Annotated in this window: 17 protein-coding genes; 2 read left to right on the top strand and 15 right to left on the bottom strand. The window is 47.3% G+C overall.

Annotated features, from left to right (window positions below; genetic code table 11):
* The first annotated feature begins 45 nt into the window (after nt 1-45).
* Nucleotides 46-948: a pirin family protein gene (locus H8K36_RS18285; RefSeq protein ID WP_186917967.1), complete on the top strand. Its 903-nt coding sequence runs from the start codon at nt 46-48 to the stop codon at nt 946-948.
* 132 nt (nt 949-1,080) lie between these two features.
* Entirely contained in the window at nt 1,081-1,470 is a 390-nt protein-coding gene (locus H8K36_RS18280; RefSeq protein ID WP_186917966.1) for a DoxX family protein, read from the top strand.
* A 73-nt stretch (nt 1,471-1,543) separates the two neighbouring features.
* On the opposite strand, the gene H8K36_RS18275 is transcribed toward H8K36_RS18280, so the two are convergent.
* From H8K36_RS18275 to H8K36_RS18205, 15 genes are all read right to left on the bottom strand, one after another.
* A complete protein-coding gene (locus H8K36_RS18275; protein ID WP_186917965.1) occupies nt 1,544-4,936 on the bottom strand; it encodes a hypothetical protein in 3,393 nt (1,130 codons plus the stop codon).
* Nucleotides 4,933-6,282 carry an ATP-binding protein gene (locus H8K36_RS18270; RefSeq protein WP_186917964.1) on the bottom strand — a complete coding sequence of 450 codons (1,350 nt, stop codon included), beginning with the start codon at nt 6,280-6,282 and terminating at the stop codon, nt 4,933-4,935. Before H8K36_RS18270 ends, H8K36_RS18275 begins: the two co-directional genes overlap by 4 nt.
* 19 nt (nt 6,283-6,301) lie before the next feature.
* Nucleotides 6,302-12,040 carry a contractile injection system tape measure protein gene (locus tag H8K36_RS18265; RefSeq protein ID WP_186917963.1) on the bottom strand — a complete coding sequence of 1,913 codons (5,739 nt, stop codon included), beginning with the start codon at nt 12,038-12,040 and terminating at the stop codon, nt 6,302-6,304.
* Nucleotides 12,041-12,046: 6 nt separating this feature from the next.
* Nucleotides 12,047-14,581 carry a hypothetical protein gene (locus H8K36_RS18260; RefSeq protein ID WP_186917962.1) on the bottom strand — a complete coding sequence of 845 codons (2,535 nt, stop codon included), beginning with the start codon at nt 14,579-14,581 and terminating at the stop codon, nt 12,047-12,049.
* Nucleotides 14,574-14,867 carry a hypothetical protein gene (locus H8K36_RS18255; RefSeq protein ID WP_186917961.1) on the bottom strand — a complete coding sequence of 98 codons (294 nt, stop codon included), beginning with the start codon at nt 14,865-14,867 and terminating at the stop codon, nt 14,574-14,576. Before H8K36_RS18255 ends, H8K36_RS18260 begins: the two co-directional genes overlap by 8 nt.
* 1 nt (nt 14,868) lies before the next feature.
* Nucleotides 14,869-15,687 carry a hypothetical protein gene (locus tag H8K36_RS18250; RefSeq protein ID WP_186917960.1) on the bottom strand — a complete coding sequence of 273 codons (819 nt, stop codon included), beginning with the start codon at nt 15,685-15,687 and terminating at the stop codon, nt 14,869-14,871.
* On the bottom strand, nt 15,684-19,496 hold the full coding sequence (locus H8K36_RS18245; RefSeq protein WP_186917959.1) for a baseplate J/gp47 family protein: 3,813 nt from the start codon (nt 19,494-19,496) through the stop codon (nt 15,684-15,686). Before H8K36_RS18245 ends, H8K36_RS18250 begins: the two co-directional genes overlap by 4 nt.
* An 18-nt stretch (nt 19,497-19,514) precedes the next feature.
* Complete coding sequence (locus H8K36_RS18240; RefSeq protein WP_186917958.1) at nt 19,515-19,928, bottom strand: GPW/gp25 family protein; 414 nt, start codon at nt 19,926-19,928, stop codon at nt 19,515-19,517.
* 27 nt (nt 19,929-19,955) lie between these two features.
* Nucleotides 19,956-20,255 (bottom strand): PAAR domain-containing protein, encoded by a 300-nt coding sequence (locus tag H8K36_RS18235; RefSeq protein WP_186917957.1) that lies wholly within the window; start codon nt 20,253-20,255, stop codon nt 19,956-19,958.
* Nucleotides 20,256-20,267: 12 nt separating this feature from the next.
* Nucleotides 20,268-22,058 carry a type VI secretion system tip protein VgrG gene (gene vgrG / locus H8K36_RS18230; RefSeq protein WP_186917956.1) on the bottom strand — a complete coding sequence of 597 codons (1,791 nt, stop codon included), beginning with the start codon at nt 22,056-22,058 and terminating at the stop codon, nt 20,268-20,270.
* 18 nt (nt 22,059-22,076) lie between these two features.
* Nucleotides 22,077-22,754, bottom strand: a complete 678-nt coding sequence (locus H8K36_RS18225) for a CIS tube protein (protein WP_329604243.1) — start codon at nt 22,752-22,754, stop codon at nt 22,077-22,079.
* A 2-nt stretch (nt 22,755-22,756) separates the two neighbouring features.
* Nucleotides 22,757-22,921 carry a DUF5908 family protein gene (locus tag H8K36_RS18220; protein ID WP_186917955.1) on the bottom strand — a complete coding sequence of 55 codons (165 nt, stop codon included), beginning with the start codon at nt 22,919-22,921 and terminating at the stop codon, nt 22,757-22,759.
* 9 nt (nt 22,922-22,930) lie between these two features.
* The gene (locus H8K36_RS18215; RefSeq protein WP_186917954.1) at nt 22,931-23,398 is read right to left on the bottom strand and encodes a phage tail protein; all 468 of its coding nucleotides are present in this window, start codon (nt 23,396-23,398) and stop codon (nt 22,931-22,933) included.
* 8 nt (nt 23,399-23,406) lie between these two features.
* The gene (locus H8K36_RS18210) at nt 23,407-23,865 is read right to left on the bottom strand and encodes a phage tail protein (protein ID WP_186917953.1); all 459 of its coding nucleotides are present in this window, start codon (nt 23,863-23,865) and stop codon (nt 23,407-23,409) included.
* Between the two features lie 83 nt (nt 23,866-23,948).
* Entirely contained in the window at nt 23,949-25,466 is a 1,518-nt protein-coding gene (locus H8K36_RS18205; RefSeq protein WP_186917952.1) for a phage tail sheath family protein, read from the bottom strand.
* Between the last annotated feature and the right edge of the window lie 2 nt (nt 25,467-25,468).

Genomic DNA, 25,468 nt, shown 5'->3' with positions numbered 1-25,468 from the left:
ACTTTTGCGCTGGCCAAAACATCACAACAGAAAGAGAGTAGTACCATGAAAACCGTCGTCACTTCAGAAATCATCCAACAATCGCGCGCAGTTGAGCAATTGGTGGTGGGTCAGGCCACCTCCGATGGCGCTGGCGTGAAGTTGACTCGTGTCCTAACACAGCCTTACCAGTATCGCCTCGATCCCTTCTTGATGCTCGACGCCTTTGGTAGTGATAATCCAGATGAGTACATCGCTGGCTTTCCCGACCACCCGCATCGTGGCTTCGAAACGATTACTTATATGCTAGAAGGTCGCATGCGTCATCGCGATAGTGCTGGCAATGAGGGGTTGCTGGAGAACGGTGGCGTGCAATGGATGACGGCGGGTCGTGGTGTGATTCACTCTGAACTGCCTGAGCAAGAACATGGCCGTATGGAAGGTTTTCAGTTGTGGTTGAACTTGGCAGCCAAAGACAAAATGACACCAGCGTGGTATCGCGATTTTAAGGCAGCAGACATTCCTGAAATCGAAACATCTGCTGGCGTGGTTGCCCGTGTGATCGCGGGGCAAAGCCACGGCGTTGCTGGTGCCATGTATCGCGTCACAACCGAGCCTATCTATCTCGATGTGCATATGCCAGCAGAATCAAGTTTCACCCAAGCGATTCCTGCTGACTTCAATGCATTCATTTATGTGTATCGCGGAGAAGTGAAAATCGGTCAACAACAAGTGCCTTTGCAAAGAATGGCGATCTTGAAGAAATGGCCGATGGCGGATGGTGTCACCATCACGGCGAGCGATGATGCCCGTTTGATCTTGGTTGCTGGGCGTCCTTTGGGTGAAACCATCGCTCAATACGGACCTTTCGTGATGAACTCGCAAGAGGAAATCTTCAAAGCAATTGATGACTTCCGTCACGGACGCTTGGTCGATACGATCACCACCAATCTGGGACAAGGCATTTAGCAAGTCTCACCAAAACGAACTGGCAGCAAAACCAAGGAGCATCCTCGTGATGCTCGTGGGTGAATTTACGCCCGCATTTTTGAAACGAATCAACAACACAAACTTTAGACTCCATTTTGGAAGGAAACGAACATGAAAACCATAGAAAAAACTCTCCCTATTCTCGCCCGTATTTTGATTGCGCTGATCTTCGTACTCTCCGGCGCCAGCAAGATCGCTAGCTTCGACGGCACCGTCGGCTATATTGCAAGTAAAGGTTTGCCATTGGCGAGTATCGCCGCAGTCATGGCAATTATTGTTGAACTGGGTGGTGGTCTGATGTTGGTGTTTGCCTACCGCGCTCGTTTAGCGGCATTCTTGTTGGCGGGGTTCACGGTAGTAGCTGCCTTCATCTTCCACAATTTTTGGGCGATGCCAGCCGATGAAATGCAAAATCAAATGATTCACTTCATGAAGAACTTGGCGCTTGCCGGTGGTTTGTTGATGGTCGTAGTCCATGGTGCATCTGCTAAAGCGGAATAAAAAAAGAGATAGCCTTGATCGGCTATCTCTTTCATTTTGACTAGTTAAAAGACGATTCTAGCTAGTCACTCTCTTAGTAAGACGCAGCACCAATAGCGGAAACCTCTTTACCATCGCTAATCCAGTGCTCATTATTGGCTGAGAAATAAGTAATCATCACTTGAAGTTGATGATCACGGAGCTTCTTATCAAAGGCCAATGCGGAATCTGGGTCAGTGATGGAAATGCCAATCACTGTTTCGCCAGGCATGACTTTTTGCCCAACCAAAGGCAAGCTCTTCCAGACTAAGTTTTTATCTGGGCCTAAGACCGCTTCCAGTGCTGTCTTGGCGTCTGCCACCGCTTGGCCATCAAGTAAAATTTCAATCTTCTTGATAATACCGTAGCCTGTTCCTCGATTACGAATGAGCCAGCGGAAGCCATGCTCATCGATCTCGATGGTCCAACCTATGATAGGAAAGCCCAAGCCTTGACGTTGCGGTAGTGCACGTTGACGTTGTGGCAGATCGCGTTGAGAACGCAGATATAAATAGCCTGCAATAATGCCGAAGAAAATAATACCTATCGCAACGATAAAAGGTAGGTTTCCCTTTGAAAGACTGGTGAGGTAGGGATCATAGAACAGTAAGAGCAAAAAGATCAGCAAGGGTGGCACAACATTAAAAGCCAATACCCACAAGAAATAGCGTTTGACGAGTGTTTGCACTTCACAGTACTTCGCAAACAAAAAGGCGAGCACGATGGCGATCAGTAGGAATGCTGTTAATGCCAGCTGTAAATACCATCGATTAACACAGGCGAAACGCGCAAGCGGAGAAGGTAAATTGCCAACTTGATTGGAATCACGGAAATTACGCAAAATACAGAGTGAGATTTGCTTGCCGCGATAGCACGACTCGTTGAGGTTAGTGCTTGAGATCGCGATATTGTCGAAATCGGGCGCCCATAAACCGATACCACCAAAATTATCGCTGGCGTATACCACGTCGTCTTCGAACTGCTGCCAGTTATGATTATCGAACTGCATCACAGGAACCACGCTACGTAAGAATTCCGCGCGTGCATTTCCATGCAAGCCAGGTTCACTTTCAATGTTAGCGCGCAACTGTTTTTTAGCATCTGTACTCGGTTCGTTGAGCAAGATCAGTAAATATTCATCGATCGCTTCTCGATTAACTGTGGTTCCCTGCTGAGGCGCGATCTTTTTGAGTTTGATGAGATTTGAAAGTGAAAATGCGCCTTGCTTGCCATCAGATTCATCGTTTAATACGTCTTGTGCCACCACGATGTTGATCCAGACTTTGTCCTTGGCCAGTTCTTTACGAAGCGTCATAAAGAATTCATTAAACAATAAGGCTGAATCCGCATCATTTGGATAATTCTGGAAGTATATTGATACTCCATCGCCACGCGTCATTGGTGCCGACATACCTAGTGTGAAAATAGGACGGAGGCGCGATCCTGTATCGTTCAAACGAGTACGCAATAAGTGACTGATGTTGCTAACCAACTTCCTCAACACAGCTTGTTTGTTCTCACGTGAATAGCGCTTCCAATCTCCATTCCAATCATTCTTTTGGATCAACCAATCGACTTTTGAATTGTATTGATGCGCAAGACGAATGAATTGATTTTGTTCAGCAGACCCGTCTTTGACATCAAATGGTACTTGGCCTAGTCGCAGGTCACCCACGTTGTCCACGCTCAAGCCGTAGTAGGCAACGCGATTGAGCACATGAAAGTTCATGGTTTGCGGTGTTTTTAGATTATTCCAATACGGATAGAAACCATATACAACACCCGCAAAATCATCGAGTGCACAGCCGCAATCTCCGCCCTTTAGTGTGATCGGTGCAATCTCATCTGGGATGCGCTTCTTGGCCATATTTTCAATCGCAATCGCCAGATAATTGAGATAGATGTCGGAGATCAAGCGCCGACTGTTTTGTAAGGTTGGCTTGTCGCATTGACTGACTTGCAAGCGCAGCCGACGAAGTTCGTCAAAGGCTTTCTTCAGGTCAAAAGTGAGGTCGACTTTGCCGTCTATAGTTTGGGGCTGCAGTGCAGAGATATCTTTGACCAATAGCTCAAACTCCTCGTCGGGCATGCGCAGGCTCGCAACATAGGGATTGCTAGTCGGTGAATTCATCTTGCAAGCACCGATACCCATAATCATTTTCGATATCGCTGCGTGCCGAAGCAAACTAATTTCAGGGTAGCTGACGTCTTTAATCTCCCCCAGTAGGCGAACTAGGACAGCGGGGATGCCGGTATTTTGCACTTGTCCCTTTAACTGAACCTTGATGTTTGCGATGGCTTGCGCGGTAAGGTGGATGTTATCAAACACGCGTGATGCTTCGGCCACTGCTTCACGATCGTCTTCTGTCAGTAATAGTGTTTCACTTGCAAATTTTTCGGTCATAAAGGAATCGAATAATTCACGAGTTTTGAAGTAGACAGTACCTTGTAAGCGCAATTCATCAATTACAGCCGTTGGAAATTCGCTGGTTTCTTTGAGTCTTTGTAATGCCGCTTCATTAATAAGGAAGCCATCAAAATCAGCAGCATTGCGTTCGATCAGCGGCCAAATTTGATTGACCAAATGATCGCGTCCACCAAGCGCCTGTTTCACCGCAACACGAAGAGCTTCACTCGAGTTGAATTCTTTGTCTTTGAGTGTAGTCAGAATCTGTACTACCTGGTCCTTCCCGCCTAAAATATCGAGGTCGTTTTGATTCAGCTTGTAGTAGAAAAAGGCGCTTTCGTCGAGCACTGGTTTTGGTGCGGCACGTGGTGCTGTTTTTCGCTGACCGCGGAAACGATTGACTAAGTCGATCAATTCCTTATCGCTGCCTTGACGTCGCACTTGGAAATCCGCCTGTTTTTGTTTTTCGTTTTGCATGAAGTCCCATGCTTCAAACTCTGGGCTCATCAAAATCGTAAGTTCATCCTTATGTTTGGCAGCAAATAGAGCTATACGATCAACGTTTTGCGCGAGCTTCTCAGCATAGTCGCCTTCGGTAATGACCTTAAAACTGAAGCCAAAGCGTTGTAACCATGAGAGCGTGATCGGGCCCACGATGCCGTCATTGAGCGGATCACCTTTGAGCGCATAATCATGTTGCCAATCTGGGAGTAAACGATAAATAGACTCGAGCTGTTTTTGCATTTTCAAGACGACTTCTTTGCTCAGACCCTTGAAGTGTTCTTGTTTGATATTGCGGTTATAGCCCACGATGTTGACGGTGCGGCTGCTAACAGCTTTTGCTTTAGGTTTAGCATCGCCATCTGCACTAGACGTTCCGGCAGCGCTGCTGCTGCTCGCCTTGCTTGAGCTGGCTGCGCCACTCGCCGCAGTGGTGATTTCGATTTGCGCAGCATAGGCTTGGCTTGTGCAGAGCAAGGTACTGGCCAATAGGCATGCCAATGCAAGCGAGTTGGAATTGAACTTGAGTAATCGTTTCACAGTGTTTTCCCATCCTTCATTAATTCTCTGCCGATACCGGCAAGCAAATCATCTTGTGTAATCAAATTGCGTTGATTTTTTACTGCGCGAATGGCGGCATAGCGTGCAACATTCAATAAGGCACCGCCAGCGAGCTCATAGCGTTCCGCGATTTCGCGAAAATTGACGTCTTTGTCGAGTTTGTCAGTGTTGGCGAATAAACCTTTCCATAGACGTTCTCGTTGAATTGCATCGGGCATCGCGAAATACACTTCGCTCTGGAAGCGTCGCGCAAATGCGGCGTCGATATTTGCCTTAAGATTAGTCGCCAGAATAACGACGCCAGGGAAGTCTTCAACGCGCTGCAAGAGGTAAGAAATCTCTTGATTTGCATGCCTATCGTTCGAACTACTTGCCTGATTACGTTTGCCAAATAGTGAATCAGCTTCATCGAAAAAAAGTATCCAATTCTTGTTCTGCGCTTGATCAAATACCCCGGCAAGATTTTTTTCGGTCTCCCCTATATATTTTGATACCACCATCGACAGGTCGATACGATAGACGTCGAGTGCGAGCGCTTTCCCGATGAGACTGGCCGTAAGTGTTTTACCTGTACCAGGGGGGCCATAAAACATAGCGCGATAGCCAGGCTTGAGAGATTTTTCCAATCCCCAGTTACGCAAAATTTCTTGAGGTTGGCGCAGCCAGGTGACGATATTGTTGACTTCGTCCATGACCTCTGGATTCAAAACAAGGTCAGACCAAGAAAGCTGGGTTTGCATTAACTTGGCCGGAAAGTTTGCACTAAAGTCTGGCTTGTGGACTTCACCATCAGCTAGCAACTGTAAAAATTCATGGCTCAGCTGCAGCGTGGCACTGAAGATGGGTTCTCCACTGGCTTGTTGGTCTAGTTTGATGATGCCGTTACGAATCAGGGTGTGCCCTTCCTTAAACAGACGTGCAACCGCGAAGCGTTTACTTAAATTGCTGCCAGCTAAAATAAAGGATGCCGTTTCGCACGTAGGCAAGAAGCCTATATGTGACTTTCCTCGCCAACCACCAATTTCACTATATGCTCGACCGAGTGCAGCATTTTGCAATGAAAACAAATCGAGGACTTGTGGTCGAATATGTGGCATCAGTGCCAGCATTAATACGATGCGTTCCGAGAAGCCAAAACTATAGTCGCTAACCACTTTGGCGTAGGGGCTCTGTGCTGGATCGAGTTTGGGAGCTGGACATAGCTCGGACAGATCAACATCTTGTTCATTATGCTGAAAGTAAGATTCGAAACGTCGCTCACACACATTGGTAAGCCAAGTGATTTCTTGTTCTAGTGCGCTGGTATCGATGATGGTGTTATTCATTCTCTTAAATTCTTATCTGTTAACGCCAAGTGACGTGTAAAGGAGCGCGCATCCAAGGAAATTTGATCATGGCGAAACTCCACGGTAGTCTGTCGAGTAACATGTCAAAACTTGAACTTGGTATTCTGAGTTGCCAGCTTTCGTCGACGAAACTCAGCTGGCCTTCGCGCACCAAGAAAGTTTGGCGCAAGCCAGCAATTGAGGTCTTACCTAATGCACTCCAATTGGCAATCACGCCCATTAACATTTGTTCTGTAACATTTATCTCGTGATCCGTGATGTCGATACTTGCAATAATAGGGACGCCGCCATGTATGCCACATAAGAGCTTGTTTAGTGCTAAGCGATATTCAGGTGTAGCCTGTTCTCCAGTGACTACGTATTGCAAAATATGGACTGCTCGCTCGGCTGCACCATCGTTGACAAAGGTCCCATCGCGTGTCAGCTCGAGGATGTTGAACAGGCGCTGAATATACGGTGCGATGATGACCATGCCAGCATTGAGAACATTGCTTTCGCCATATGGTATTTCTTCTTCCTCGCCTAACAGGCGCGCTTTCTTTTTGATTGATTGTAGCGCCCGTTTCTTTTCCTCTTCTTCAGCTAAGCGTTTGCGAATTTCCTGCGCCCTTTGTTCTTTTGCATAAGCAAGCAGATCACGCAGTCGCTGCTTGGTGTCGAGCCCTTCAGTATTTGTGTTAGCCGCATCATCGTTCTCACTCAATGTGTTTAACACGCCTTTGCTGAAAGATAGCGCAGACTGGCTTGCTCCCGGTTCCTTCATAGCCCAGTAAATCGCCCGCCATGCTTGTGTACTGAGAAAGCCATTCGCTTCGTATAACTTCCACTGTTGCGTCTCTTCGATCGCGCGACACAAGGCGTGGACATGCTGATGGAGTCGCGGATGACATCGATGGAAAAGAAACTCCAAATTGACGGTGTCTACAGCTTCGACCAGGCGTTCAATAACTGCTTTTTCTGACAATAATTTTTCAAGGCGGTGTAGCACTTGAGCTGAGGAACTTATTATGTGCTCGATGCAAAGGCGTATCCAAAGCTTTTCAGTTTGCAGTAATGGAGCATTACTGCGTAACAGAATAGCTAAGCGTTCCAGCTGCGAATTTGGTGCGGTAGCGTCTACTGTGAGGGCACTATCAGCTGCACTCGGATCACCTTGCGCTTCTCGTTTTTCTCTGAGGGACCTCATTTGCTCGGCCAGATACAAACCAGCCTCTGTGTTATCCACCGTTTCCTCTTCACTACTCAAGTACTTAGCGAGTTTGCTCCACATCAGGGTACGAGCATCCGCATCAAACGAAGATGAGATTGCAGCAACCGCTTGATTGAGTAGACTATCGACAGAAAAGGATTGGGTTTGTAGCAGTGATGTTGTTTCCAGTTCAGCCTGGAATGTCGCCTCCAAAGCCTCCCAAGGTGAGGTGAATAAATTTTGTGTTGGTGCTGTATTGTCACCGTCGATCAAAGTACTCGTTAAGATCTGATTCGAGATTTTGCTATCTTCAATCTGCTTAAATGAGGCATCGTGATCGTCATACTGGGCTTTGGATATCGTAAGTAAGGAAGCTACTCTATCTTGATGGCAAAGCGAGCCTAAGCTTTCATAGAGAAGTGAAGTTTTGCTATCGCCTAAACTGAAGTACAGCGCACGTAAATAAAGTGCTTGAGTCTGAGTTTCTTTAGGCCAGAAGCGCATCGCCTGTAGAAGGTGAACGAGATGCTGTGCTGTTGTCTTTTGTACGAGCTGTGTGGTGAACAGCTCATGATAGGTCTTGTTGAGGAGTGCAGAAAATAGTTGTTCCTCTGATAGGCTGAGTCTCCATATTTTGATCATGCTGCTGCCAGCGGCACGCAGATCGATCAGCAGCTCCTTTACAGGCAATGAAAATGCAGCGACCAAATCAAGTAATTTTTCATGCGACTCGGATCGCAATAAACGATCTCTAGTATTCGTCTGATGTAAATAACGCTTCTGCGCTTGCAGTAGGTCTTGCTGATGGTGACGAGTTAATTCCTGCCACACGAGGTCAAGTTTGTTCAAATTAGCCGCAAGAAAAGCTTCCGCAAGTAGTTGTGGCAAGGCTTCACGCCAGCCCTTCGGTAGTGGCGAATGTATTGATGTAGTAGCGTCTTTCCCCTGCATCGTCGTATTGGGCGCATGTACTTGTTTTGTTTGGTCGGTGCGATCCAAACCTAACTCGAGGGCTTGCTTTAGCGCCCGGCGATTGTCGGTGTCTTCAAGTAAGTAGGGGAGTAAATCTGGAGTAAGGCCAAAGTGACTCAGCAATAGTGGAGCGACGACTTCCGTTTGGTGCTGAGCTTCATACTGGACGACTGCACGTAACAGAGCGAGAATCTGAATTGGACTTGCCTGCATCAGATGGGCTCGCGTCTCTTGAGCGATGATCGATCGCTGCAACTCGGAGAATGACAAACTTGAGGTTTGGACGCGCTGTATAACATCACTCAAATACAAATCTAAGTATCGACGCACGTTATCTTGTTGCAGGAAGCGCATCCATGCTCGGAAATGCTGATCGGCGGCATCATCAACTTTGCTGACTGCAAGTAATTCTTCCAGTTTTTGGAGGAGATTTCTAGCGGAGCTGGTTGTATCTCTTTTCGTATCTGTTTTGAACTGATCGCGAAACAACATTTCTTCCAAATCGATCTCTTGATCCGACACCAAGCACTGCAAACTTAGATGCAGAAATTGCCGTGGATTTGACGCTCTGAGCGCGTGCTTCTCTACACTGTGTAAGAAGGCCTCAGCATACTCGTGCGCTTGCATGGCACGCTGGCCGTAGAGTTTTAGTAAGCGATGCAGATCATCGACATGTAGTTGTTCAGCATTTGCAGAGAATAAGAGCGCCTGTATTGATTTTTTTATGTCCAACCAACTTATGCCGGTTGCCCATTCTTGTTCGATACGCGCTAGGTCGACCTCTAATGCGCGATCTGAATCTGTTCCTGCTGCCGCCGTCTGTGCCTTGTTGTTGGGGACAATGAATTCATCATCTAATAGAAAGTCGAACTCACTTGCACTGAGATTCGACGGCGATTGGCTTCGTAGTTGGTCGATCCTACTTGCCTGTTGTTGTGTATTTAGTTCCCATGCCAACAATTCTTCGAGTTCGCTGATACTAAGGTCCATTCGTGACCGAACCGTTTCCAAAATGCTTTCCAACAATCGAGTCGGTGAATAACACCGATCACAAGCATTGAATGCTTGATCGAGAAAGCTGGCCCGGAGTTCGTCCGTCAGATTTGATGCCTGATTCACCCACCATTGCAGGACTTGCCTTAATTCTTGGACTTCGAGAGCAAGTTCTTGCAAACTCAATCGGCCCTGTTGCCAGTCTCGGAAATCTCTAAGCAACTGAGGCCTGACCTGAGGCTTGACCAGCGAATCAAAATCTCGATTAGTAGTGTTGATGTCTGAGTGATCATTGATGCGTGAACTCGCTCGGTCCAATCCGCTTGATTGCACAATCGGCAGTACGGTTGGCAATGCTTTGCGTAAACGCTCTTCTAAAGATGATGAAGGCGCAAGCTCGAAGGCCTCATTTATGGAGTTATTATTTAGACGTGTAACTGAGGCGAGAGCCGATGTGATCTCTTCGCGGATGTTCGAACGCCCAATATGTCTTCGTTGTTGGGTTGGGTGCGCGAGAACGTAATGAAGGAGACCGTGCTGTAGTTCTAGCGTGCTGCTGTCTATATTCGGTAACGCGCTTCTTAACCATTCCCGTAAGAGCTCAGGATGTCGAACAAGTTCTCTTAAGACTTTCGCTAAATCTGGCCTCAGAGTGTCGACGATGGCGAGTTTCTGCTCTAGATTCAGTTTTGCTACCAAATCAAGACGCTCTGAGGCGCTTAAATTCTGGAACTGTTTAATCGAGGCAAGTATGGTCTTTGCTGATTCGGTTAATGGTGTTGGCGACGCTAACTGTAAATTGTTGAGCGTTTCCTTGAATTGCTGCGAAGTGGAAGTAAGTGCCGTTTGCAAGTTAGCGATCATCGCCTGTTGGCGGCGTGTCTCGTCATCAAAGTGTTGATGCACTTTATTCAGCTGTAGGACCGCAGTCAACATGTGCTGCGCCGATACGAATTCCTGATTATGGGCTAGTGCGTTTCGCCATACTAAATTCAATAGATCAGATTCCTTGACCCCTAAAATCGTGGCAATCGTTTGCTTATTTCCGAACAAATCCGTGAGTAGTGCGTTCAAGTGGGGTAATAAAAGCGATGACCATTTCAGCAGTGTTGCGTTATCAACCGAGCTTGCGAGACGCTCGCACTGGCGGTTGCCGAACTGCGCAATTGCTTGTTTGATTTCTGCTCGACTCGCCTCTGCCTGGATAAGCTCGTCTGAAACTGCTTGAGTTTGATTCTGAGTAAGTTGTGCGTTTGTTGCAGGGGCGTGTCGGTGCTCCTCAGCAAACTCAATTGCAAAAGCTTGCAGCTGGTTATTTAACAGTCTTAAGGCCAACGGCGATTGTAGTGCTTCCTCCCATACACTGATTAGGTCTGTGGCGTTCAAACTATCTGCAGGCATCGGTAAGGCATACTGTACCAATGCCTGATACTCGTCAGGGCTTGATTTCGTTTTCGCTTGCGCTACCAACTTCTCGACCACCCATTGGCATTGCGGCTGCAAGACTGAGACTAGTTCTAATGCAGATACTGTATCGAGGTGATGCAACCAAGATGGCCAATGACTTTGGTGGAGACTTCGTAAAGTTTGAGGAAGATGGTAAAGAATAGCAGACCAATGTGTGCGCAAACTGGCAAAATCATTCGTGTTTAAGGCGCTGAAAATGCTTTGTAAACTGTCCACGGCCAAGTCAACAGCGGTAGGTTGATTCGAGCGCTTCGGTTCATAGACCTTAAGGTGTTGGTGCAGTTTACGGAGAGTCTCTTTACATTCTTGTTCACCCAAGCGACCTAATCGCGTTAAAGTTTGCGCTTGATCGATTGTGGTTTCATAGTCAGACATGGTTTTCGCAGGATCTTGACCAAGTTGTTGGTACCAGTCTTTGCTGAGTTCGTTGAAGCGAGAACGATTTGAGGTGTCCCGTTGGAACATAAAAAGCCATAGATTCTCAATGTAGGACGGCTTTTGGTCATGCATACTCAGCTCGAGACTGAGCCAATCAAGACAGAGTTCTTTTTCTTCGTTCGCCCACGTTCGCATCTTTTGCCGCAGTAGTAAAAAAAGATCGCTATGATCGAATTGCCGCACCAAGCGAAGTAGCTGTTGCGGTTGACGCGACAATCCATCTAATAACTCTGTAAAACGCGGCGAATTGATCGCCTCTTGTACTAAGCTTTTGTGTCCGTGTCGCGAATTGCCACTCTTTTCCCAGCTAATGCGACCTTCTTTGAGAAATTGAAGTAATTCGTTTTGACTCTCATCCATTTCTTCGGCGACTCGTTCCTTCGCTTGGCGATTCAATCCTAGTTGCTCAAATAGCGCAGCGCTCAATTGGGCGCGGAGGCGTCGACCAATTTCCATTTCAGACATTTCAACACTTACATCGCCAAGGTCTAGTTCGAGTTTTTGTATGCGTGCGATGTGATGTTGGTCTATGTTTGCTTGCAATGCTTGTTGTGCCACTACTTCATCGATAATTGGCAGCAGCATCGACTGTATCCAGTGCGCATAGCGTGCACCATCTCTGTCGGTCGTATCGACAGACAGATCAAAGGTCAGCGCATGAATGGCATGGGTCGTCATAGGCTTTTAGATCCAGTATCGTGACGACTGTGGATGGCGGTTTTTCTTTAGAAATTCGATCAGCTCTAAGGAACTTTGATCGAGAGCGCTGGCGTCACCACTATAATTTCCTTCAGCGAACGCGCGCATTTGGCCCAACCATTTCTCTTGGCGTACTTCAAATTGAGCAAGGAAAGGGAAATCTAACCAATAGAAGTCAGGCAAAATATGCGCTGGCAATTGTTCTGAGATGAGACTCTCGATCCAAAAACGCGCTTTGAGATCTGCAAAGCGGGCAGTGTAAGCAGGCAGAATGATACTGACTCTATGCGTATAGAAATCATGGCTGATAGCTCTGTCTAACGGCTTGTCAGTTTGTGCTTGGCGCGGGCGCAACAGGATATGCTCCAATACATGCAGACCCTCGCATGCTAGCGACACGTTAGCGATGGCATCAATCATCTGCTGTACATAGTCGCTTATTTCTTCGATAGGCAGTAACGCGAATGGCCAAACTTCTTCATCTTTATTGACCAAGCAAACCCAAGCATGTTGCTCGCTGGTGCGGAACATACGGTAGTTCTCTCTTGTTATCCCGTTTTGCAGCAGTGAGTCGCATAGTTGTCCATGTGGCAGTCTAAAGTCATGAATTTTTTGCATCTCTCGGGTCTGCGCGATCAACTCCAATTTATCTAAGCTTAAATCGCTCGGAACGTTAATTTGTTTGAGCAAGCGCTCGTGATAGCGAGTATTACTCACATGCTTGATTTGACCTTGCAAGGGAGTGACCAGGGAGCTCGATACGGCATCAGAATAACTGCCTATCAGAATGCGGATGCGTTGCTCTAGACGAGACAGATGCGAGCTCGCCAGTTGCAAATTTCTTCCACTCCCTCGGCCAGCACTCAATTCACACAGGTGCTGTAACAGTTGAATTTTGCAGTCGATCAAATGCTGTTCGATTTGGTCAGCGTGATAGTAATCATGCCTACGAAGTTCTATTTCAGGGAAAACTTCACCATATAGACCCAAAAGGCTATCAAGTACTCGGTTACGACGTTGTTCAAAATGATCTTGTTCTCGTAAGATCGCATCGACTTCTTGTTGGTCAGCGTGAGTTGCATACAAAGGCGCGATGTTCGAAATCTGTTTGTCCGTTAAAAAGCGTGCAAAGTAGGTGCGGTCAAGTTCAGGGTCGATTGAATACAGATCTCTCGCATGCTGCAATGAGTGCAGATAGTTCGCCATGATTTGTTCAAACGGATACAAATAGGCTTTTAGCTGTTTGGCTTTTGCATGTACCTCATCTGGCTCTGAGCGTGGCACGCCGAAATGGTTAATGCCATAAATCGCAGGAAGATTTTCTCCAAGCGAGGTGTAATGATTGAACTCTCGATGCTGTCCTTGCGGTAGTGTCACAATATCGCTGATGTCGCCTTGGTTGCGACGGAAAGCATCATGTGAAAATTCATGCTTTTTCAAAAATAACGCGACTTGTTCTCCGAAGGCGAGAACTTCTCGCTGTGATTTGGCTGATAGCGCGTGGTCTAATTGTTCGGTGACATTCTTTTCGTTGACGCTATTGCCGCGACTATGTTGGAGTCGTAGATCGAGAATTTTCTCTGGTGTTTTAATAAAGTGTAAAACAGGGCAATTTGCATCATGATGATCAAATTCCAAGTGTTCGTGTACTGCACCTTGCTCATCGATGAGGTGCAGCGAGTGTACATTCTTGACACCGGGAATATGGCGTATCAGGGTGATGAGTTTGACGACGTCAATGTCATAGCTCTCCTGCAAAAAGCTACGTTCATCAATATAACCATGTGTCGTGAGTGGCCCAGTTAAAATTTCTTCCCATGACATACCTTGTCGACGCATATCCTCGAAACGCGTAATTTGGCTACCCGAGCTAATCAATTTTGCACAGCGAAAGTAGATATCTGCATAAATTTCAGCACGCGGTCGACTATCATCAATCTCGACTTCTCCTCCGAGGGTGTAGGCCTGCGGCTGAACTATTTGAATTTGAGCGATATCGCGGCACAGGTTACGTTGTGCTGATAGCAAACTAAACACATCTTGACGTAGCTTTTCATGGAACTGTTGTAGCTCTGTATCGCTGTGTTTAAATAAGGATTCGTGAGGCTTAATGAAGACACTAAGTAGGCCGCGAACGCTATGGTCTTCATTATGGGTGTGTACCCATACATCCTCTACGGAAGGCAGGCGGTCATAGATGAGCTTACAAAAGTCCAGATCGGTTACAGGTTGGTTCGGGAAAACTTCTTGCGGTGGGTACAGCGCTTGTGCGTGATAGTCAATGTAGCCGTCAGTGCCGGTGAGAAAGTCAGCCACTGAAAAATCGGTTCGATACACGAGGTCGGTCAAGCCGTAGCATAAGAGCTCGAGTAAAGTTACACCTGGATCATGTAGGTTGTAGTCAGTCCAGCGCCCGCTCGAAAGTGCCTGCAATAATTCTATGCCTTGACGACGCAAACCATCAAAGTCGAGCCCGTCAGGATCGGCCTGAAGACGTTTGATGTGATCGACCTTAGACACGTTCGTGCGCCTCTTGCAGTTGTTGATGCAGTTGTTGCAGCAGACGGGCGACGCGGTTGTAAGGAAGTTCACCTAGCGCTTCGATGATTAATCGTAGTTGCCCAGCACTGATCACAAATACGCCCATGGCTTCAGCTGTCGCGTGCGCATCAAATTGTGCTGACGCTTGTTGGTTGAGCTGCCCAATTAGTTCGAATACTTGCTTAAATGGGCGTTCAGCCAAGGCCTCCAAGATGAGGTTGCCTTGATTCAGACTCAGTTGTAATGCTATCTCTTGGAACGCCATTTTATTTTTTCACTTTACCTTTAGCATCGTATTGTGGATTTGGTTGGCGCAAAGGTTTTTGATCGCTCTCTAACATCAAGGTATCGAGCCATAACTGTGTCATGTGATACTTGATCCAGACGTCGTCACCGTAGCTACAACCGACGCGCATTTGCAGTTTAAATTCGAAAGGCTTGTCTTCATCGTCAGAGACCCAACGTAACTCAATGCGGCTACATTTATTTCCAAAATAGGCTTGGTGGTAGTCGATACTGCTGTTGCCATTAAATACGTTCATGACGAATGCATGGGTAAGGGCGTAGCGACCTTCACTGTCTTTGGCGCCGACCCCAGCCATCACTTCCCAAGCTTGGCAGCCTGTCATATTTTCGGTGATGTCATACCAGTTGCCATCAGCAGGGATGGCGAGCTCTCCTTGACGTCCTACACGTGCGTAAGAGGCAATACATCCGGCAACATCAAGTTCGTGTTGTGGTTGATTTTGACGGATCCCAACCGCACTGCGATGTATGCCATCGGGGCCGGTGCTGCTCGACAAAGTAAGTAGTGCTTGATTACGGCCATCTAACAGGTTGAGGTTGTCGTTGGTTTTGTCCAAGCCCATGGACCACAAGGGATTACCGATATTGATATCCTTGTAAAAACTCATCAGCTTACCATCGCGAAGTTGCGCCACCTTGAAACCCGCTTCCGGTGTTTTATCAAAGCCTTCATCGAGCATGTTTAACATGGATTCAATGAGATCTGAGAAATCTTCTTCAGTCGGCATTTTGCCGTGCTGAAATTGTTCTTGCAGCATATGGCGAGTACGTCTGGTCATGTTGGTTTCCTTGCCGGAATAATGAAAGTAGAGCCGACTTTGAGTTCGTTAATGCCAATTGCCTTCGCCGGTTTTTGCTCAAACTGGTCGGCGACAACGATCCAATGCTCTTGCATAGGAACAGCAATACTCCATGGATAACTGGGTGATAAATCTTTCTGCAAACGATCTGCTTTCGCATTGTCGTTCAGTACGAAGCGCAAATCGCTGACGTCACCTAATGGCGATACCTGCAACAGAGAAACGCCCGTGACTTCTTCGATGTAATCGAGGTCATGTAGGAAAGAGACGACGTTATGTTGTTGCACGGACCAACCAAAGTGATGATTTAAGCCCCGTTGATTCCATGGTGATAAATATTCGCATATAGCTTGGTTGATCTGCTCGATATAGCGGCCGCTCATTTGACTATTGATACGAGCCGCACCAAATGGCGTTTTCAATTTCACCGTACAACGTACTTGAACTTCTTCGTAGACCGGATTCTCGACGCTAATACTGACATCGGCAGCAGCAAATTGCTGTATATATTGTTGAATCTCGTGAATCAGATGTCCACTCAGGTTAGGTTTTTGATTGCCATGCCCACCTTGGTTCAGGTGGGGGACTGGTACGATCAACAAATGTCCTGGTTGAATGCGGTGTTGCGGATTCTGTTCCGAAGTCAGATGCGAAAAGCATTTGACTTTGTATACTTGCGGAAATTGTTCAAGAATTAGTGCTTCGTAGTCTTTTGCCGTCAACGCTCGATTCTTGTGGCGTAAACGTTCACTGGCCCGAGTACGAAATTGCGTTTTGCTCTCCGCTACTTTGCCATTAAAGCTACTGCGAACTTGGAGTACACCGTTTAACCCTGCGATCGGACTGCGGCTTCGCGATATGCTGAGAGCAGGTAACACGGGCTCTGGTTTTTGCCCCTCATGAGTGGACCAACTTACTTTGATTGCTTGTGCAAAAACCCCATACAAGCTGCAGAAACGTTCGATGCCGCGCTCAGCCGTAACGCCAATCCAAAACTGATCAGATGGCATTACAGTGTGTTCCTTATTGATATCGTCGGGCAGGTTAAGCTGCACGATGCCACTGGTCATAAAACTATGGGTGGAATCATCAAGGATGTTGGCCTGTTGTAGGCGCTTCCAGCGATTCGAACTCAAATACCACCACTGCAGTCCTGTGGGTGCGGCTTTATTCATAGGGAGCGAATCTTCGCGCAGATAGAAGTACAAGCTTAGGGGACCTCCAAGCTTATCTCCTTGTAGTCCTATCATAAGATTGCCAGCAGCAGGATAGTGCGCCACCAAAGGAATCATTTTGCTTTCGCTGGCGCGCATGACCTTTGTCCCCATGGGATGCAAATGCAAAAACTGTTCGTTGGATTCTGTATTGGCGTCAGCTCGAGTCTGGTCGAAATTGATGGTGGAGTAAGCTTTATAGTTGAAGACGATACGACTAATCTGTGGCGTGTAAGGTGGATTCGGTTGCGGCGTCATTAAACCGACTTTCTTCTTTTGCGCGTTTTGCGTCAGTACACGGGTGAGCAGCTGGGGAAATTCTTGATGACCAAAGGCGCCCACTGGTTCATCTAAGCTCAATTTGAACATCCCATTCATAGTGCCAGAGGTATAACTGAACTTCAGGCCGTCTTGCGGTAAGTGAGAAGCACGTGTCGGTTTGTACAAGGAGATCACACTGGACAAAGAGATACGGTTTTCCTGCATCACTTGATTGCTTGGACTACCATCTTCCTTATTTTCGTAGGCAAATAGCGGCAGATTGGCGCTGGTCTTGCTCCATTTACCATCGACCAGCACCGATAGCTTTACTTTCACCGCATCCGCTCTGAGTGGCTCAGTGTAGCCGCGATAGTATTCAGGAAAACCGCCCAAACTGTTTGGTAGGCCGGCCCATTCGATATCGATTGAGGCGTCGCGCAATTGTTTACCCAATACCTCTTCACAGCCAAGGATTAAGTACGAGCTCAGATCGGGTAATGGGCCAAATGGTGTGAACGGGGCGAGGGCGCTAACTTGACCAATTTGATTATGCAAAACCAATTGTCGACAAGACTTGACTTCAACTTCGAGATCGACTTCTTCAAGCAGCCAATGCGTCAGAACTTCATACGGATAGGCATACTCGTTGCGATTCATCTCGAACAGCAACACAGGTGTTTGCGTTTGAAAGTCTTGACCATGAAGCTTTGCATCGAAACCGACAATTGCAGGCGCGCTCGCCGGCAAAACAATGTGAATAGCTAAACAATTTTCGACCAATTCAGGGTTCAGACCGCGGTACTCCGGCCTATATTCAGGAACGACTAACCACCCTGTGGCGGTGGTAATCGAAACCTTAAACATAGAGCGCATGAGCTTGACGAAGACATCGCTCAGACGTAATGCCGAGGCTTGATCGCGTTCGCCTTTATGTTTTTGCTGTAATTGTTCAGCGATTTCTTTTAAGCTACTTTCTATGGTGTAGCGGGTATTGTGACGCAACTTGAGCATCAACTTGATATGACGTTCACCCTCTTGCATCAGCAAGGTGTGGCTGGCGATGGCAAAGCCAAAGCGCGCTGCACTCACCGCAGGTAAGTGTTCGCCCGGTTTTGGCGCACCCATCAGCGGTACAGGGGGTAGTTTTTCGTGGGCGCCTGCTTCCGCGTTATCAGGTAAGACTTCAATCTGGTGGTAATACCCGGCTTGCGTACGGAGTAAGCGTGTTTCTTGATGGTGTCGATGAAAATAAATAGTGTGTAAAGAACTGACCCGGGCATTATTCAATTGAGCATTTTCATCGGCTGTGTAGATGATTTCTTTGAGATCCGTGTCGAGCCCAGCGACAAATTCAGCCCCCTTGTTGACCAGCACTTGCCGAGCATTTGGGCTGGTCTGCATCACGAGATACGCGCTATCGGCTTGTTGAGCTTTCTGCTGCATTCCAAGCACGTCCTGGTAATAGAAATCGATATGCTTATCAGCGAAACGATTTAGACGTCTTTGCAGTCCTTGATACATCTGTGCGAAACCCAGTAATAAGCTGATCGCAGGATCATGTTTGCCACTGGTTAGGGAGCTTGGTAATAATTGTGTTACACCTTTCTGAAGTATCCGTATGGCTTGATTCAGGGTATGAAAATTGTGCCTTACTTCGCTATGCCGAAAACTTTTTGCATCGCCGTGAAGTACTTGTTCTTGCCTATCATCTGTTTTCTTTGCAGGGTCGGCGGCGCGCGGTAGTGGCCAATCGACCAAGGCATTAAAGCTAGTGCTGCATAATCTTTGTGTATAGGGCTGCAGTAAGCGAGGCGTTGCGTCGCAGAGGGCCTGCACCTCCCATTTCAGTCCACGCAAAATGCCTTCAAGGAGTTTTCTTAATTCTAATGCTACTGCACTTTGCTGCGTAGAGAGCGCGCGCAGCCATTGATCAAGTAGCCGCAAAATCATCAATGGTGAGTCAATTTGATCACGGTAAGAAAGGTCGATCTTGCGCACGATATCGTCACGGAACCAGTCACGATAATTGGGTTGAGTCGACAGTCTTTTTTCAAAACGTTCAGTTAATTTTTGCGTATCTAGCGCCAGTATCGTCGCCATTAAAATACTTTCGTCGGCGCTGAAGAACTGTTGCCAGTTTCCTTCAATGCTGAGATCTAACTGATGGAAATGCATCAGGCGGGCGTATTCATTCGCCAGTGTCAGCAATTGTTCAAAGCGTAATTCGTCGAGCTGAAAGTAGTCCCCACTCAGGGCAGGTAATTGCCGTTGATGTTGTGCGAGGCCATCACTGATCATCCATTGCGACTTCATGTTGATCCTGTTACCGATCTAAATTTGAACATCGGTACCCTCACGCAAATAGTAAGGGTAGACGATGTTGTGTCGCGTATTGGTGGCGATGATATTGTAGATGATATGAAAGTCGAGTCTGCCTTCATAGGCAGACGAAGTGTCCATATTAATTGCTTCTAATTTCACCCTAGGTTCGTAAAATAGAATCGCACGACTGATCAAATCCTTTAAGACAGTCATTGTGCTTTCGTTGATATTTTCATAGACCTGACTTTTGATGCCACACCCAAAACTCGGTTGCATCACGCGTTCACCAAGGTTGGTCGCGAGGATGATACCTAGACTTTGGTGAATATCCTCCCCAGCGCTGACCATCTGCACGGTGCCTCGCTTGCTAAACTCAGGCGGAAAGCTCCAACCTGTGCCGAGAAATGAAATATCTTTATCCACCTAAATTACGTCCTTGTTCAATCTCAATCAACCACCAATCATGACAGTGGGGAAACCCAATACGATATTGCCACCATGTGCCGTGGTATCTCCGATGCGTGCCGCTGGTTTACCGCCAATTAATACGGTCGCACTGCCTTTGACTATGCTATCGGGAGGGCCAACACAAACACACATGTCGCCGAGCACTGCCGCAGGTAAACTACCGATCAGTACGTTTGGTACGCAAGGACCAGAGATCGGGCCGCCGACGTGCGGGATCGGTGGTAAGCCTGGCGTGACCATAGGGCAAACGTGCATGTCAGTGATTCGGGAAGCAGGTGGCATCGATACGCTCGCTTAGTTAATCATGACCATGGCGCCTTTTACCGTTGTTTGCCCAGCGGCAGACAGCTCGGCTGTAGCGGTTCCCTTGGCGGTAAAGCCGACATTGGCGGTGTTGGTAATATTGAGCCCTGTCGTTTTGACGTCCATCTGTGCTGTGACCTCAACATTCTGTGTCGCTGTGATGGCCACTTTGCCCATGGCTTTGATAGTGATGTCTTTGGGGCTGTCTAGCAAAATACCAGAGGGGCTCAATTCGACCTTATTATTGTTCTGATCCTGTAAGAGAATCGACTTGTCCTGATCACTGATCACAATTTTATTGTTGGCAGGCGTGATCAATGTGATGATTTTCTTCCCATCGTCGTATTCCATTTTGAGCTTGCTACGCGTGACTAGCGCTTTAATATTGTTCTCAGCCGTGAGTTCATAGGCCGGCGAATGCTTGCTGCTATACAAGCTACCCAAAATGACTGGACAGGAAGGATCGTTGTTGAAGAAACCGAGCACAACTTCATCGCCAATCTCAGGAATGATGAAGCTGCCAAAGCTAGAAGATGCATAGAAATTTGCCAGGCGCGCCCATACGCCTACTGTCTCTGCTTTCATTAAAGGCACTTCGACCTTGATTTTGTATTGCCCCTCGGGATCAGCATCGAGTTTCAACACGATACCAATGTGTAAGCCGTTAATCCCTGCGGTGACGCCAGCTGCTTCGGGCGCTTGTAGTGCGTGCTCTTCAGTGAACCAATAGCTTGGCATGCCGAATTCGACTTCAGTCGTCCAGTTACCATCTTGGATTTTATGTGTGACTTGGCTGGCGATGACGTTACCGTTAAAGTGTTTGCCAACCGCTGCGAGTTCGAGAATGGCGCCAGGTTTTGCTAACGCGCTACCCTGGAATTGCATGCGCCCTTGAATGCGCGAGAGCGCTGCTTTCAACTGCTGTGCTTTACTCCAAGCTGTCAGGGCACCCATTTCTAGTGGTGCGGCTGTTTGCAGCCCGAATTGGCTTAGGCCTAATACTTGGGCTAAGGTACTTGAATTAATATCACCTTGTCCAGTCAGCGGCATACTGGCAGCACTCGCTTCCACCGTTTTTAAAGTAGTCAGGTCCCAACTGGTGCTGGAAACTGAGCTTAGCTGCCAACGAGCATCGAGATCGGCATGAAACTCCATGAGATCTTTACCATAGGTGAGGGTCAACACTGGGCTGCCACTCGTATCAGGTGCTTTAACATTGACTGTCCCTGCATCGATATTCACCAAGAAGCCATTAATCTCAGCTCGTGCCATTACGTAATCCCAATCCGTGGCGTAATATTGGACAAGCTCCTTGTAAGTCACGGTCGTTGCAGTGACGTTAGCAGTGAGTCCGGAGTAGGTGCCGATAATGCTGGTAATGATGTCGCTATCTTTCTTATCAACATAGTTCGCATTTTTCCGTCCTACGGTCATGGCTAAGGCAGGATCTCGGCACTCGATCACTAACCGAGCGTAATTATCGCCAGTGATTTTGACTGAGTGTTTAATCACCACGCCAGTAAAGATAGGCGTCACGACGCTATCGTAACCCGCACTAATCACCACCTTTACCCCAGGCTTGAAATTGCCAGTGTCAGCAACTGGGAATTCTCCGTTCGGCATATCACCATCGAGTAGCGTAATGATGGCACTGGGAATGCGGTTAAAACTATGAACGGTTTCGATAGAGACGACCTGAACGATATCGGGCATAGGTGAGCCATCACAGGTGACTGTGAAACTTAATACGCCAGAACTATCGTTTAGAGGAGAGATTGCCATTTTATTTTTCTTATTCGGTTAGGCTAAAGGTGGGAAGCGCAGTGTCATGCCGAGTTCAAGATGACGGAAAGAACTTAGGCCATTGATACGTGCCACTTCCATATAGTAGTTGCTATCGCGATAGATGCGATCGCAGAGTAAGGGCAGGGTATCTCCCGCTTTCACAACAACTAGATGAGTCAGGTCTGGAGAACTTCGGCTCTCTTCCTTGACGATTTCAGCGGCGCTGGTGTATTCAACGAAATTAAGAGATATCTTGGCGCGTAGCGGTTCACCATTGGGCTTGAATAGTGTGTAGTCAAATTTGAGCCCCTCAACACGGCCATAAAAAATCAAGCTACCCCACACGACCTGCACAATAGGGGCTTCATGTTTTGTGCCGACGTAGGTATATACGGCGTTGCGTAATTCTTCAACCTGTTGTTTGACCGTTTTGGTCGTGCCAGGCACCACGCCAGTACCATCAAGCACCAGTTCTTTCAAACTCAGTTTTTCTGGTTGACTGGCATGGAATTTTGATTCATTTCCTGCTTGACCTAGGGCTTGATTTTTAGCGTATTTGATCGAGAAGTCATGGCCGTATCCGCTGGGATTCATCAAGGCTTGAAATACTGGACGTGAAGCGTCGACGCTGATTGCCCCATTTTTGGCAACACTGCAGCCTGAAATTTTCAGTAGAGTCTTTTGACCGGACACGATTAACGCTCCCGCCGTTCACGAAGCATGGTTTGTACCATCTGCTTACATTGAGCCAAAATTTCTTCTTTGATTGCCTGTTGATCAAGCAAAGTCTCGCCTTCCGATGTCGCGGGGCGGCTTACGATATTGGTCTTGATGATAAGTTCTTTGATCTCGATCGCCATGGCTATAACCTACTTACTACGTTTCGAATACGTGTATGCAAACGTCATTTTTTCTATCGCCACTTCATTTTTAGTGGCGTTGAATCCTTCTACATCCCACTTGATCGGATAAGCATCGACGAAGGCCCAGGCCCTTAAAACTTCGCCCTCAGCGCCATTGAGTTTCACAATAATTGTTTGCGGAACGATGGCTTTAATGAAAGCACCTTCTAAGGTCTCTTTACACCATTTCACCAGCGGTGAATTGAGTGTAGAGATACCACGCTTCAATTCCAGATTCGGGTGTTTAATGCTTTTAGGAAGTTGGTGGACGAAGCGATTCTCACCGCCCTCGACCACCGATTCCGTTTCCATTTCGATGCCAATGCCAGATACTTCGCTGAACGAAGCATCTGGCACTTTCATGCCGTCACCAAAAGTGACGGTAAAGTAAAACGCAGGAGGGGGATAACCCCCCTCAAAATATTCACCACTCATTGTGTTGATTATTTATTGTCGATCGTTAAACCTTCATGCACGATTTCGATGGACTCAATCGCGACTTCATTGCCTTCAGATTTCAAGTCTGTACTTGAAATTTTGGTTGGCCATGCGTTGGTCAAAGTCCATACCATCGTGTCGTTGCCTTGCTCGTCAAGCAAACTAATGGTGACAGGCACACGTTTGATGGTGTTCATCTTGATCTGGTTGAGCCAATCCCAGAACTTATTGTCGCCTTTGAATACACCTTTTTTCATTGTGATATTGCCGTACTTTTTCATACCAGGCATTTTGATCACTGAGAAAACAGGGCTATTACCATGACGATATTTGATCTCTTCAGATTGAATATCGAGACCCGAAACTTCTTGGAAAGACATTTCGTTGGCGTCCCACTTCACGCGGAAGTAAAACTTCGGTAAAGGCCATACGTTGCTTGATTGTGCTGAGCCGTCATCTGCCATAACAAACCTCTTCTAAAATAAATAAGTTAAAAATTGTCGGAACAAAGTGTCTTTGCCTATAGGCTGACACCGTCAGCGCCGGATTATGACTTCTGCATTTGTTGTTGGAACGTGATTTCAATGAATTCCGCTGGGCGGCTCAAAGCAACCAAAATAGTGACGCGCATGTAGCCTTCGAGAATATCTTCAGCCGTCATCGTTTCACCCAAACCACAGCTGACGCTAAATGCATCTTCTGGGCTCGCTCCAGCTAAACCACCGCGCTTCCAGATGCTCGTCAAGAAGTTGCTAGCCATACTCTTCACAGTTACCCAAGTGCTGCTGACGTTTGGTTCAAACACATACGCTTTCGTTGCCAAACGCAGAGATTCTTCGAGCATGATCATAGTGCGACGTACGTTGATGTAACGCCAGTCGAGGCTGTTACCATCGAGTGTACGAGCGCCCCAGACTAAAGTGCCTTCGCCGATGAAGCTGCGGATCGCATTGATCGATTTACCAGCTGTAGTGACGTTCAGGTCTTCTTGTTCGTCGTGTGTGATATTGACCGCGGGAGAAATTACGGAAGCCAAGCTAACGTTGGCTGGTGCTTTCCATACGCCGCGTGCATTGTCGACCATCGTGTACACGCCTGCCATCGCTGCTGCTGGCGGCAAGAGGTTGAGTTTGTTCTTGATTGCCAATAACATTTTGGAATAAGTTGGGCAGACAGAGAACAATATTTTGTGTAACTCATCGTCAGATAAGTAGGTCTTTGCTTTTGGATCGCGGTCGGCTTTGCCAACTTGAGCCAAGATGTCTTTCAAATCCTGTGGCGCATTCTCGCCACCAGCTTCTGCTAACAACAATTCGCTGACTTTCGAAACGTCAACAAAACTAGAGAAGCCGAGGTCCGTAGTTTGTACGATCGATGTATTCAACCAAGGATAGTATGCCGCAGAGTAGTTCAAGAAATTCGTGCCAAGGTCGCCTCGGAAAGCGGCGACCGGGTCGTTGTCTGAACGTTCCTTGAATCCATTGTGAATATCCAAAATGGCGAAACGGTTCTTCATCTGGTAGCCGCAGTGTTTTAGCGAGTACTGTTGTACGCCGATGCAATCGCCTTCTTCTAGTGCTACGGCGTCAGGAATCACTACCATCGTTGGTTCTTGCTCCTTCAAGAGCATATCGATACCTTTTTCGAGTGGTTTGCGCTCGACGCCTTGGTCACTGTAAGTTCCAATAGAAACGATGTAGCATGGGCCACCACCATTTTGGAAGAATAATTGCATCGCGCGATAGAGGTAATAGCGTTTGGTGTCAGCTTTACCGTTCGGGCGCTTAAGCACATATTCCTTTTCGCCAGATTTGAAATCAGCATGTTCTTTATCAGCTTTCTCTGCGATCTCAAATTTGTCGTCCGGCTCTTCTCCAAAATAGTTTTTGAACTCTGATAAAGAAGTAATGCGCCATGGTTTTTCGTGCAAAGACGTGCCTTTGTTATCGGCAATTTTGGTGTAACCCACAAATGCCGGAACCGCGGTCGCTACTTCAACAACCGAATTCGGGAAGGCATTCTTTTCAACGATATAGACACCGGGGGTTTTATACGCGCCAGCCATAT

This window comes from Affinundibacterium nitidum (assembly GCF_014284155.1).
GTDB classification, from domain to species: Bacteria; Pseudomonadota; Gammaproteobacteria; order Burkholderiales; family Burkholderiaceae_D; genus Undibacterium; species Undibacterium nitidum.
This window is presented reverse-complemented; position numbering and strand designations above follow the sequence as displayed.

What these genes read in the sequence shown, in the direction of transcription:
- H8K36_RS18235 (WP_186917957.1), bottom strand. Translation starts at nt 20,255, where the DNA reads ATGCCACCTGCTTCCCGAATCACTGACATGCACGTTTGCCCTATGGTC.
- H8K36_RS18210 (WP_186917953.1), bottom strand. Translation starts at nt 23,865, where the DNA reads ATGGCAGATGACGGCTCAGCACAATCAAGCAACGTATGGCCTTTACCG.
- H8K36_RS18205 (WP_186917952.1), bottom strand. Translation starts at nt 25,466, where the DNA reads ATGGCTGGCGCGTATAAAACCCCCGGTGTCTATATCGTTGAAAAGAAT.
- H8K36_RS18220 (WP_186917955.1), bottom strand. Translation starts at nt 22,921, where the DNA reads ATGGCGATCGAGATCAAAGAACTTATCATCAAGACCAATATCGTAAGC.
- H8K36_RS18250 (WP_186917960.1), bottom strand. Translation starts at nt 15,687, where the DNA reads ATGACCAGACGTACTCGCCATATGCTGCAAGAACAATTTCAGCACGGC.
- vgrG (WP_186917956.1), bottom strand. Translation starts at nt 22,058, where the DNA reads ATGGCAATCTCTCCTCTAAACGATAGTTCTGGCGTATTAAGTTTCACA.
- H8K36_RS18215 (WP_186917954.1), bottom strand. Translation starts at nt 23,398, where the DNA reads ATGAGTGGTGAATATTTTGAGGGGGGTTATCCCCCTCCTGCGTTTTAC.
- H8K36_RS18255 (WP_186917961.1), bottom strand. Translation starts at nt 14,867, where the DNA reads ATGGCGTTCCAAGAGATAGCATTACAACTGAGTCTGAATCAAGGCAAC.
- H8K36_RS18270 (WP_186917964.1), bottom strand. Translation starts at nt 6,282, where the DNA reads ATGAATAACACCATCATCGATACCAGCGCACTAGAACAAGAAATCACT.
- H8K36_RS18285 (WP_186917967.1), top strand. Translation starts at nt 46, where the DNA reads ATGAAAACCGTCGTCACTTCAGAAATCATCCAACAATCGCGCGCAGTT.
- H8K36_RS18280 (WP_186917966.1), top strand. Translation starts at nt 1,081, where the DNA reads ATGAAAACCATAGAAAAAACTCTCCCTATTCTCGCCCGTATTTTGATT.
- H8K36_RS18245 (WP_186917959.1), bottom strand. Translation starts at nt 19,496, where the DNA reads ATGAAGTCGCAATGGATGATCAGTGATGGCCTCGCACAACATCAACGG.
- H8K36_RS18265 (WP_186917963.1), bottom strand. Translation starts at nt 12,040, where the DNA reads ATGACGACCCATGCCATTCATGCGCTGACCTTTGATCTGTCTGTCGAT.